This window comes from Clostridium sp., from assembly GCF_036639235.1.
GTDB lineage: Bacteria > Bacillota > Clostridia > Clostridiales > Caloramatoraceae > Clostridium_AB.
Genome location: NZ_JAVWJB010000010.1, coordinates 14,719 through 26,988 on the forward strand (window position 1 = coordinate 14,719; position 12,270 = coordinate 26,988).

Below are 12,270 nucleotides of genomic sequence, written 5' to 3' on the forward strand. Positions count from 1 at the left end.
TTTCAGATGCAGTGGTTTTGATTGTATAGTGCTGCCTTGTATCATATCCTGTTTTGTTTGCTGGTTTAGTATTAGGTCTTTTAATCCATACAACAAAGTTATTTTCACCACTATATAATTTACACTTAAGTTTTAGTTTATATGGTAATGAAGATGAAACAGGACTTGAGTATCCACCTGATACATTTTCATATTTTTTCTTAGATGGTGAGTACTTAAAAATACTGTATTGAACCTTACTGCTGCCTGATGCTTTTAGTTCAATTATTGGGGTCTCTCCATTTATAAGATTCTTATTAGTAAATTTAATTGAATTTATCTTCGGTAGAGTGTTTCCGTATACATTTAATGGTGCTAATATGGTTAAAATAACACTAAATATAATGGAAAATACTAAGGGTATTAATAACCTATTTTTTTTAATTAAGAGATTAATGATTATCTCCTCCTCTACATATATTTACATTATTTTCTATATGACTTATATTAACATAATAAGATAGTAATTATAACCATTAGTACTAATAATTATTAAGATGTTTATTTGAATTGCTTAATAGTAAGTTTTTAATGTATTGGAATATATAAGGTTGTTAATAACTATTGATGTAGGGAATTATGGAGCTATAAATTTAATCCTGTGGATAAGATGTTTTTTTAGGATTTTGCGAATATTGTGGTATTCTGTGGATAAATAATAGGTTATAATTTTATATAGACTATGTGGATAACTTCAATTATACTTTATTGAGACTTTGGCAAAGCTTAAGATAATATAATTGAAAATATTTTTTGTATTGGAAGGTGTTAATATGTTTTTAGATGACACTATTGCAGCTGTAGCCACTGCCCCTGGTGAAGGTGGTATTGGTATAGTAAGAATTTCAGGGAGTGACGCCCTTAATATATTAAGAAAGATTTTTAAACTTAAAAGCGGAAATGAATTTAAAGAATTTAAGTCCCACACTGTTAAGTATGGTCACATTATAGACCCAAACACTAATGACATAGTAGATGAGGTACTATGTATTTTTATGGAGGGACCTAAGACCTACACAAGGGAAGATGTTGTTGAGATTAACTGCCACGGTGGAGTTGTATCTGTAAGACAGGTTCTTCAGGTTGTACTTGAAAACGGTGCTAGATTATCAGAGGCTGGAGAGTTTACTAAGAGGGCATTTCTTAACGGAAGAATTGACCTATCTCAAGCTGAGGCTGTTATGGATCTTATTCGTAGTAAAACAGACGAAAGTGCTAAGATAGCACTTGAACAGTCTAAGGGTAAGACTTCAGTTAGGGTTAAGGAGGTTTCAGCAAAACTTCTTGATGCACTGGCACATATTGAAGCTGCTGTTGCATTTCCGGAGGAAGATATAGAAACAGTAGTTGCTAACAAAGTAAAAATCACTATTGAAGAGGTTATTGAGGATGTAGATACTCTTATTAACAACTCTTCAGCAGGTAAAATATATAGGGATGGACTTAACACTAGTATTATAGGGAAACCTAACGTAGGTAAGTCATCACTTCTAAACACTTTACTTCAAGAAAAAAGAGCTATTGTTACAGACATACCAGGAACAACAAGAGATGTTATAGAGGAGTTTGTTAACATAAGAGGTATTCCTGTAAAGTTAATTGATACAGCAGGTATTCGTAATACTGAGGATGTTGTTGAGAAAATAGGTGTTGAAAAGAGTAAGGAGTATGCTGAAAAGTCAGACCTAATTATGCTTATGCTTGATAATTCAAGGGATCTTGAAGAGGATGACAAGGAAATTATTGAGTATATTAAGGATAAGAAGGTTATTGTTATAATTAACAAAATAGACCTAGAGAGCAATCTTGATATAGACTATATTAAGTCTAAGTTTAGTGATGATGCTATACTGTTTACTTCAGTTAATACTGAGGAAGGTATAGAGGAAGTTAAGGACAAAATAGCCGATATGGTTAACGTTGGAGCTATTTCTATAAAGGATGTTTACATTACTAATGTAAGACATAGAGATGTATTAATTAAGGCCAAGGAAGCCCTAGTTGGTGGACTTGCAGCAATTAATATGTTTATGCCACTTGATATGGCATCGGTTGAACTTAAGGATGCTTACCTAAAGCTTGGAGAAATAACAGGTGAAGCATATTCAGAGGATATACTAGATAAGATATTCAGTGATTTTTGTATAGGAAAGTAAGGTGATAAAATGTACAGAGGAAAAGAATATGACGTTATAGTTGTAGGTGCAGGTCATGCAGGGTGTGAAGCTGCACTTGCAGCGGCTAGAATGGGTATGGATACTATAGTTATTACTATGAATCTAGACTCTATTGCTTTTATGCCATGTAATCCATCAATTGGAGGAACTGCTAAGGGACATCTTGTTCGTGAAGTAGATGCTTTAGGTGGAGAAATGGGTAAGAATATAGACGAAACATATATCCAGTCAAAAATGCTTAATACTTCAAAGGGACCTGCAGTTCACTCACTAAGAGCACAGGCAGACAAATACCTATATCAGCAGAGAATGAAGAAGGTACTTGAGAAACAGGATAACCTTGAAATTAAGCAGGATGAAGTTATGAGTCTAATTGTAGAGGACTCTGCTATTAAGGGACTTATAACTCGAAATGGTGCTAGAATAATGGGTAAAACAGTTGTACTTACAACTGGAACATACCTAAAGAGCTCAATTATTATAGGTGAGGTTAACTACTATAGTGGACCTAATGGAATGGCATCAGCTAACCACCTTTCAGATAGTCTTAAGGATATAGGAATTGAACTTAGAAGATTTAAAACAGGTACACCTGCTAGAGTTAAGGCAAGTACTATTGATTTTTCTAAAATGGTTCCACAACCAGGAGATGATAGGGTTATTCCTTTCTCATTTACAAGTGATGAGTTTGAAAGACCTCAGGTTGAGTGTTATTTAACTTATACTAATCCTACAACACATAAAATAATTGTAGATAATATAGACAAAAGCCCTATGTATAACGGAAGTATTGAAGGGGTAGGACCTAGATATTGTCCATCTATTGAGGATAAGGTTATGAGGTTCCCGGATAAGGAAAGACATCAAGTATTTATAGAGCCAGAGGGATTAGAAACAGAAGAAATGTATATTCAAGGAATGTCATCATCACTTCCAGAAGATGTTCAAGAGCAAATGATTAGAAGTGTTGAAGGACTTGAAAATTGTGTAATTATGAGAACTGGTTACGCTATTGAATATGATTGTATAGACCCACAGGAACTTAAACTATCACTTGAATTAAAGTCATGTAATAATTTATTCTGTGGTGGTCAGATTAACGGTACTTCAGGTTATGAAGAGGCTGCTGCACAGGGACTTATAGCAGGGATTAACGCTGCACTTAAAGTTCAAGGGAAAGAGCCACTTATACTTGATAGAGGAGACGCTTATATAGGTGTTCTTATAGATGATTTAGTAACTAAGGGAACTAATGAACCATATAGAATGCTTACTTCAAGAGCAGAATATAGACTAATACTTAGACAGGACAATGCTGACCTTAGACTTACAGAAAAGGCACGTGAAATAGGTCTTGTTGATGATGAAAGATGGTCAAAATATATTGAGAGAAAAGCTATGATTGAAGAGGAAATTGAGCGTCTGAAGTCTACTATAGTTGGCCCAAATGAAGAGCGTAATAGAATACTTGAGGAAAATGGTAGTACACCACTTAAAACAGGTGCATCACTATATGAACTTTTAAAAAGACCAGAACTTAAGTATGATGTTGTAATTAGCTTAGATGAAACTGAGGTTGATCTTCCCCTTGCTATAAGAGATGAGGTTCAGAATCAGGTTAAGTATAAAGGCTATATAGACAAGCAAATTGAACAGGTTGAACACCTAAGAAAGCTTGAACAAAAAAGAATACCTGATTATATTAATTATCAGGATATTTCAGGACTTAGAACAGAAGCTAAACAAAAACTTACTGCAATTAAGCCAGACAATATAGGTCAGGCATCAAGAATATCAGGTGTTTCACCTGCTGATATATCAGTACTACTTGTTTACATGGAACAGGTTAGAAGAAGGGAAAGATAATATGCTTGAAAAAATACTAATTGATGGTGCTAAGGAATACGGAATAGAGCTAAGTGAACTTCAAGTTAAGCAGTTTATGACTTATAAGAATCTACTTCAAGAGTGGAACGAGAAGATTAACTTAACTGCTATAACTGAGGATGAAGCTGTTATTAAGAAGCACTTTATAGATTCAATATCAATAATTAAATCAGGAGTTATTGGAGAAGGTGCATCTGTTATAGACGTTGGTACAGGTGCTGGATTCCCAGGAATACCACTTAAAATTATAAGACCTGACATTAAGCTAACTTTACTAGATTCACTTAACAAGAGAATTAACTTCTTAAAGACTGTTTGCAGTGAGGCTGGAATAGAGGGAGTTAACTGCATCCATATGAGAGCAGAAGACGGAGGTCGTGATAAGACTCTTCGTGAGAAGTTTGATATAGGAACAGCTAGAGCAGTTGCTAATATGAGAACATTATCAGAATATATAATGCCATATGTTAAGGTTAATGGTCATATGGTAGCACTTAAGGGACCAATAGGATATGAGGAGCTAGATGAGGCTAGAAATGCTATAGGAACACTTGGTGGTAAGGCTCGTGAAATAGTTACTACTGTAATACCTGGAGAGGATATAAGCCACAATCTTATTATTATAGACAAGATTAAGGCTACAGAGAGTAGATTTCCGAGACAGGCCAAGCAAATAAAATCTAAACCACTATAAAAAAGACGTGAGACCGCGGATTGCTGCGTTGCTCGCAATGTGAAAAAATACTCACGTACTATAAGTACGCTCCGTTTTTTTTACATTACGGCGCCTTGCACTCCACGGTCTCACGCCTTTTTTGGGAAGCCAGGAATGTGGGTAGATTATTGAGTTGATCAGTAATCTAAAAAATGCTCACGTACCATTAGTACGCTCCGCTTTTTTATAAAATCGGCGCCTTGTTCTTCACCGTCTAACGCCTTTTTGGGAAGCCACGAATTTGGAATTAATTATTGAGTTGCTCACTTATTTTTAGTAGGTGGGTATTTTTTTATTTTTGATGGTATTTAGTGTTTTTAATTTTAGTGTTAATTAGTTCTAGTTCTGATATGATTGCTTTGATTGTTTTTGATATTAGTATTGTTATAAGTGATGTTATGAATAGGGTTATTGTTAGGGTTGTTATTGCTGGGATATGTTCTCTTAGGTAGGAGCTATTTGATAAGGGTATTAGTCTTTGGAAGCATAGTAGTAGTGCTGTTATGGCTGAGGTGGCTCCTATGAAGGTAAGTATGTTTGAGTATTTTTTTAGCTTGTCTATGTTAATCACTCCTTTGGGTTAAATTGTTATTTATTATATCATATTTTATAGAGTTTATGATTTTTAGGATATTTTTAGGAGAACATTCTTTAGGGGGATGGCATATAGTATGAGAAATACTATGAAAGACTTTAGGGTTTTCTTCTAGGAGTGTTAGAGTGTCTGATTTAGAAAATAAATATATGATTTATGATGAAAAAAATAAGGCTCAGTTTATTAAGGAGATTATTGATTATTATGGTTTTGACTATGTTATGGGGTTGTTTGTTTCTTATGATTTTACTTATACAGTGGGAGAGTATGATACTTATAAGGAAATAATTAATTGGCATAGGAGTCCATGTTTTAATTGTTTAGACAATACCTTTAATTTTAACTTAGTTGATATGGTTGAAAAGGGTGGAGCTTGTAAGGATATTTTTGTTTTTTCGATAGTTAATAATAGTAATATTGTTATTTTAAGCAATGAACTAAATGATGAGGGTGAGTTTTTTGTTAAGATTAACGGGAATTTTGATATTAGGTATATGAAGAAGTCAATTGTAGGGAATGTTTGTAATGAGCTTAGAAAGTATGGGATATACGATAATATTAGGGTTAGGGCGTGTAAGCTTTACTCATATGAGACTATGGTTAATTCTATTATTCAAGTGAAAAGAAAGGAAAAACAAAAAAGTAATGTTGATTTATCTAGGCTTAACTAGTGTTTTAATATGTAACTAATTAACTAGGGGTGGTTGTATGAAAAAGATAACTTTATTCCTTGTTATTTTTTTATGTTTTGTATTAATTGGTTGTTCATCTATTGATAGATATTCAGTAAAAGATAAAAACTATGGTATTCCAGGGGTAATAATTATATATAAAAATATTAAAATGGATCCTATGCTTGTAAGTTTTCAAAGTGATAGTGTTATAGGGTGTAGTATAGATCCCCATGAGGTAGCATCTAGAATTGTAGCTCTTAATATTAGCCCAGGGGAAAGGGTTAAGTTTAAGGCTAGTAAACCTATTAGCAATACTTCGATTACAATGTTTAGTGATAATAATACTATAATTAACTTTACTAAGAATGAGTTTAATGTTCCCATGAAAAAAGGTGCCTATGTATATAGGTTAACAGGCAATTTTGATAAGGGTACATTTGAATATATATTTAAAATCAAGGTTATATAATTTTATTAAAATAGGACAGGCAATGCCTGTCCTATTTTAATAGTTCGTATACGTTATCAGGGCTTAAATTATTTGTTTGAAATCTTAAATTTGTACCAGAGTTTAGAAGATATTCCTGGGTTTTTTGAAGGTTTTGCCACATATAATAGCTTATATCCTTAAGTCTATATAGCTCGTCTATATTATACTGTGCAAGTGAATTTTCTTCTAAGAACTGATTGTATAGGGAGGACTTATAGTTTTGACATTCATCTATTAATGTATCTACTGGGGATATTATATTGTCTTTTATAAGGCTTGAATTGCTTAACAATTCATTTGTTTTATATGAGTTAATAAATTTATTATCTGATAGGTAGGGGTAAAGTGTTAGATGTATTTTTAGATCATTAGAATATAAAGTCCCTTCTCTACCTGTAGAGGATATTAAATTTATTAATTTTGAGTCTATTTTTAATGTTAAGGTTTCAATTTCTTTGAGTAGGGCTTCTGTAGATTTGACTATTTGAATTCTATCATCTGAGTATGGTGATGATCTAGAATATAGTGAAGAAAGTAACATTAGGTTTTCACCTAAATTTTTTAGTTTGGTTAGATTCTCTTCCTTGTCATCAAGATAGGCCATAGAGTCTTGAATATTATCCTGGGCTCTGATGTTACGATATAGATTAAATTTAAGATGTTCAAGCTTAGAAGCTAGGGTGTTATCAACTAAAATTCCAACTCTATTTATTTGTTCTACTATAGGCTTTATCATTGATTTGGGTTGAGAGACAACCCTATCTACACTATAGGTTCTACCTTTATCAATTTTAAGTGTAGTCATAGATTCACATCCCTATAATTAATAATATTTCCTACTATTCTATATATGTTGAAATATGTAATTTGGCAATTTAATTTAATACAATTTGTTTGGAATATTTACAAATAAATTTTTACTATATTATTTTTGCTAGATAATATAGTAAAATATACATTTAGATACCTATAATTGTAAAAAACATTATAAATTTTATAGTTTTTGAAGGGAAAACGTGAAAAATATAGAAAATATAATTATAAAATATTATAATTATATGATGGGGTTTAAAGATGGTATTTAAACCTTATTTATCTATTATTAAAATAAATTGTAAAGAGGTAGATTGTATATGCAAATGAAGGCTGAAAGAGAAGTTATAAATATTCCAATAATACAGGTTAGACAGAATACTTATCAGCCACGTAAATTTTTTAACGAGGAGTCCCTTTTAGAGCTTTCTGAGTCAATTAGAGAGTATGGTGTGCTTCAACCTATTACTGTAAGAAGAATGGGAGATAGATTTGAACTTATTGCAGGGGAAAGAAGGCTTCGTGCATCACAACTTGCAGGGCTTAATGAGGTACCAGCTATAGTGGTTAACCTTACAGATACAGAGTCTGCTGTATTAGCACTTATTGAAAATCTTCAAAGGGAAGATTTAAGCTATATGGAAGAGGCTGAAGGCTATTATAATCTTATCCGTGAGCATGACTTTACCCAAGAAGAACTTGCTTCTAAAATAGGAAAAAAACAGTCTACTATTGCTAATAAGTTAAGACTACTAAAACTTAGCAATACTGTAAAAGAAGCATTACTTGAAAATGAGTTAACTGAAAGACATGCTAGAGCCCTACTTAAACTTCCAACAGAGGAAATGCAGTTAGAGGCTATAGATTTAATAGTTAAAAGAGGACTAAATGTAAAGAAAACAGAAATGCTTATTGAAAGCATGCTTGAGGAAAAAAACTCTAAATCAGAGGAGAAATTCAAGCAAAAGTGGACATTTAACCCTAGAATTATTACTAATACATTGAAGCAAATTATGGAGAAAAGTGGAATAGAGGCTGAATATAAGCATAGAGAAAAGGAAGACTGTGTAGAAATTATAGTTAAAATACCTAAGAAATAGTATTTTAAATTATATAGATTTTTTTTTAATATGATATTATTATAAAGCTAGCGTTTTATGTAGAAATATATAGAATCCTAGCTTTTGTATTTGTGTAGATAATTATCAAAAAAAGAAATAGTAAGTACAAAATTATAGTATGAAGGAGGTTATTATGAATAGTTATAAGGGATTTATTTATGCAATAATATCTTCAGCAGCCTTTGGGCTTGGTCCTACATTTGCTAAAATAGCTTATATGAATGGATCAAATTCTACATCTTTATTAATGTTTAGATTTCTAATTGCTTTTATTCTTTTACTAGCTTACTTACTTATAAAAAGAGTTAGTATAAAAATAGATAGAAAGCAATTGTTAATGCTCTTTTTAATAGGAATATTAGGATATACTATTACAACAGAAACATTATTTTTATCATATGTATACTTAGATGGAGGTCTTGCTACAACACTTCATTTTACTTATCCTGTTATTATTTGTGTATTTAGTTTTTTTGCATATAAGGAGAAAGTTAGTAGAGGCAAAATTATATCAATAATTACCGCTAGTCTTGGAGTATATTCCTTAGTTGCATTTGAAAGTACAACCTTAAACACTTTTGGAGTTATTTTAGCTCTTATATCAGGTGTTACTTATGCAGGAACAGTTATAGGACTTGGACTTAAGCCTATAAAGCTTATGGATAATAAGATTGCTACTATGTACGTAAGCTTTGGAGCCTTTATTGGAATGGCTATATATGGATTAACAAGAGGGGAAATAGCTTGGGTTTGTAATTTGCCTGTAATAGGATCATATTTTGGTATAGCTATAATATCAACAATAGTGCCTATTGTGCTTTTACTTAAGGCAATAGAGTCTATAGGGGCTACATCAGCAACAATACTGGCTACTTTTGAGCCTATAGTAAGTATAATATGTGGTGTTATTTTCTTTTCAGAAAAGTTATCATTTGCACTTATTATTGGAACGTTGTTAATTATTGCTTCAGCAATTATATTAGCTAAGGATAAGGGCTAATGGATATTTTATTAAATATTAACATGATAATTACAATAGGTATTCATAATGGTTATAAAAGTTATAAAGTAGATAGATGTTATAAATAAAAATAGACTATATTTTAATTAATATAGTCTATTTTTTTAGTAATTTATAGTAGGAATATATTGAGGAATCTGTAGATTTAATATAGTTAAGTTTCTCGTAAAATTTAGAGGATCTGTTCAATGGTGTAGTAAGATAAATATATTTATATTTCATAAATAATGCTATGTTTTCTGATTGAGTAATAATACTACTTCCAAGTCCTTTATTTCTAAGTGTTTCATCTACCCAAAGATAGGATATTTCTAAATAATTATCTTCAAGTTTCCCCATAATACCAGCTACCTTAATACCCTGACTGTTTAATAAAAAAATATTAAATTTAGATTTAGTAATATCCTCTGTATAACTTAAGTTATAATCTAATAGCTTTGTACATAAATCCTGATTAATTTTTAGCTTAGAATTAACTAAACTATCTATTGACATTAAACCACTTCCTTTTTAAATATATAGTATTTCCATAATGGGTCATTATCTAAATTTATTTCTTTAATATATTTAAAAATATTTTTAGATGAAGCTATAAGTGTATTTAGTGAGTGTCTATAAAAATCCCTATCATAGTCTATTCCATTAATATTAACAAAACTAGATTCAGAATTTTTACCTTGTCCATCTTCCACAACTATAAAAAGGTAACCATTATCGTAAAGTACAGAGGATATTCTCTGAAAAGCCATATTAAGCTTATCTTCGGTTAAATGTACAAGGCCAGCTATAACAGCACATCCGTTAAACTTACCAATATAACTATAATCATTTAACATATCCTCATTAATAAACTTAATGTTAGGATTTCTTGTTTTAGCAACATTTATACTTTCTGCGCTGAAGTCAAGACCAACAACCTCAGCTCCAAGTGATGCCATTCTCATGCTTTCATAGCCTGCACCACAGCATAAATCAAGTACACGTGGATTATTAGGTAAAAAGCTAAAAAATTCTTTTAAATATGGTATAAGGCTAGTATCCTCATACCACTTATCAGCCCAATCAGGGGCTGTTTCATTATAAAAATCTTGAACACCCTTCATATATGATCTCCCTATAATTAAATAAATTTCTATAATATTACTATTATTGCGAAAGTAAGTCAATAAAAAAGGCTGCTACGCAGCCTTAAGTTTATATTTAAGTGATAATTTATATAAATATATAAGTGAAATAAGAATAACGATAATATCACTTATAGGAGTAGCTAGGAATACGGATTGTCCTTGATTAATTCCTAGTGGTGAGTTTTTAAATAATATAGGGAGTATGAAAATTAAGGGTAAGAATAATATAACCTGACGTAATATAGTTAATATCATAGCTGATTTCTCAAGTTCATTAACCTGCATAAAGGTTATTAGTATATAGAAGACACCACTAAGTGGGAAGGATATTAAAAACAATCCTATAATTCCACTTGAAAGCCTAACAACCTCAGGGGAGGATGTAAATATACCTATAATTACTGCTGGCTTAATTATAATAAGTAGATACACTCCTAGTCCATAAATAAAGGATATAAGGAGAGAATACTTAAGAACCCTAAGTATCATAGTATTATTTTTACGACCTATAAAGAAGGATAGTATATTTTGTATACCTCCACTAAGTCCTGCAAGTGGCATTATTAAAAGAGTTAGTACACTGAATAAAACAGCTCTACAAGCTAAATACTCAAGTGAACCAAATTCTATAAGCTTTATATTTGCCATCATTCCAGTTAGGCTAAGCATAGCCTGCATAAGAAATTGTACAAACCCTATTTTAAACAAATCAAAGGAATACTTACTATTACCAATGGCTAATTTAATATTAGGTGAATAATAGAATTTTATTTTCTTTAAATAATATAATGACCATGTAAAGTATAAAACCTCGCTACATAACGTGGCAACTGCAATTCCAGTAATTCCAAAGTCTAAAACTATTGTAAATAGATAGTTTAAGGTTACATTTACTATGGTAGCTACTATACATATAATCATTTCAGTTGTAGGGTGACCAATTGATCTTATTATATTAACCAACATATATCCTATTGAGCTAAAAATATTGCTTATAATAGCAATGGTAAGATATTTTTTAGCAAGTATAAATGTTTCTCCACTTGCACCAAGTAGAGATATAATTGGGTCCATAAATATTAATATAATAAGAGAAACTGTAATACTTATAATGGTTGTAAGTAAATAACCTATTCGAAATATAGTAATAGATTTTTCACGGTCGTTTTCCCCTATGCTCTTAGCAATTAATATACCTGTTGAGAGCCCAAATAGCAGCTGTATAGCAACTAGCATAGACATTATAGGGTTTAGTGCACCCATAGCTGAAAGAGCCGCTGTGGAGCCTCCACCTATATTACCAGCAAAGGCAGTATCAACTATACCTGTTAGAGATTCTAATACAAGGGCTACAATTGAAGGAAAAGAAAATATAATAATAGATTTTAATGGATGAAGTTTTTCTAATCTGTCTAATCGGTTCATATAAATTCTCCTATAAATTATTTATAGTAATACATATATAATACCAAAATATTAAATAAAGAAATAATGTTTCACGTGAAACATTATTTTTATAGTTTTAAATTATAGTTTTATATATAATTAGTATGTAGAAATTTGTGAGGTGATTTTAGATAATGAATCATAAATGTGAACATAATAAAGAAA

The 12,270-nt window shown here is 31.2% G+C and carries 12 protein-coding genes; 8 read left to right on the forward strand and 4 right to left on the reverse strand.

What is annotated here, in order from left to right:
• Nucleotides 1-53: 53 nt before the first annotated feature.
• The 6 genes from RR539_RS04465 to RR539_RS04490 all read left to right on the forward strand — a co-directional run bounded on the left by RR539_RS04465 (nt 54) and on the right by RR539_RS04490 (nt 6,556).
• Complete coding sequence (locus RR539_RS04465) at nt 54-233, forward strand: hypothetical protein (protein WP_332474689.1); 180 nt, start codon at nt 54-56, stop codon at nt 231-233.
• A gap of 579 nt (nt 234-812) precedes the next feature.
• Nucleotides 813-2,195: a tRNA uridine-5-carboxymethylaminomethyl(34) synthesis GTPase MnmE gene (mnmE, locus tag RR539_RS04470; protein WP_332483586.1), complete on the forward strand. Its 1,383-nt coding sequence runs from the start codon at nt 813-815 to the stop codon at nt 2,193-2,195.
• A 9-nt stretch (nt 2,196-2,204) separates the two neighbouring features.
• Nucleotides 2,205-4,082, forward strand: coding sequence for a tRNA uridine-5-carboxymethylaminomethyl(34) synthesis enzyme MnmG (gene mnmG, locus RR539_RS04475; protein ID WP_332483585.1), 1,878 nt, complete (start codon nt 2,205-2,207; stop codon nt 4,080-4,082).
• A gap of 1 nt (nt 4,083) precedes the next feature.
• Entirely contained in the window at nt 4,084-4,797 is a 714-nt protein-coding gene (gene rsmG, locus RR539_RS04480; protein WP_332474619.1) for a 16S rRNA (guanine(527)-N(7))-methyltransferase RsmG, read from the forward strand.
• 741 nt (nt 4,798-5,538) lie between these two features.
• Nucleotides 5,539-6,084 (forward strand): hypothetical protein, encoded by a 546-nt coding sequence (locus RR539_RS04485; protein WP_332474620.1) that lies wholly within the window; start codon nt 5,539-5,541, stop codon nt 6,082-6,084.
• A 37-nt stretch (nt 6,085-6,121) separates the two neighbouring features.
• Nucleotides 6,122-6,556 carry a hypothetical protein gene (locus RR539_RS04490; RefSeq protein WP_332474621.1) on the forward strand — a complete coding sequence of 145 codons (435 nt, stop codon included), beginning with the start codon at nt 6,122-6,124 and terminating at the stop codon, nt 6,554-6,556.
• 31 nt (nt 6,557-6,587) lie between these two features.
• Here RR539_RS04490 and RR539_RS04495 read toward each other — a convergent pair whose 3' ends face one another.
• Nucleotides 6,588-7,382: a hypothetical protein gene (locus tag RR539_RS04495; RefSeq protein ID WP_332474622.1), complete on the reverse strand. Its 795-nt coding sequence runs from the start codon at nt 7,380-7,382 to the stop codon at nt 6,588-6,590.
• A 334-nt stretch (nt 7,383-7,716) separates the two neighbouring features.
• Here RR539_RS04495 and noc point away from each other — a divergent pair, with 334 nt between their 5' ends.
• Nucleotides 7,717-8,490 carry a nucleoid occlusion protein gene (gene noc / locus RR539_RS04500; protein WP_332474596.1) on the forward strand — a complete coding sequence of 258 codons (774 nt, stop codon included), beginning with the start codon at nt 7,717-7,719 and terminating at the stop codon, nt 8,488-8,490.
• A gap of 154 nt (nt 8,491-8,644) precedes the next feature.
• Nucleotides 8,645-9,511, forward strand: a complete 867-nt coding sequence (locus RR539_RS04505; RefSeq protein ID WP_332474595.1) for a DMT family transporter — start codon at nt 8,645-8,647, stop codon at nt 9,509-9,511.
• 117 nt (nt 9,512-9,628) lie between these two features.
• Here RR539_RS04505 and RR539_RS04510 read toward each other — a convergent pair whose 3' ends face one another.
• The 3 genes from RR539_RS04510 to RR539_RS04520 form a co-directional block, all read right to left on the reverse strand.
• Nucleotides 9,629-10,027, reverse strand: a complete 399-nt coding sequence (locus RR539_RS04510) for a GNAT family N-acetyltransferase (protein WP_332474594.1) — start codon at nt 10,025-10,027, stop codon at nt 9,629-9,631.
• Nucleotides 10,027-10,635: a class I SAM-dependent methyltransferase gene (locus RR539_RS04515; RefSeq protein ID WP_332474593.1), complete on the reverse strand. Its 609-nt coding sequence runs from the start codon at nt 10,633-10,635 to the stop codon at nt 10,027-10,029. Before RR539_RS04515 ends, RR539_RS04510 begins: the two co-directional genes overlap by 1 nt.
• Nucleotides 10,636-10,710: 75 nt before the next feature.
• Nucleotides 10,711-12,084, reverse strand: a complete 1,374-nt coding sequence (locus RR539_RS04520; protein WP_332500230.1) for an MATE family efflux transporter — start codon at nt 12,082-12,084, stop codon at nt 10,711-10,713.
• Nucleotides 12,085-12,270 lie beyond the last annotated feature (186 nt).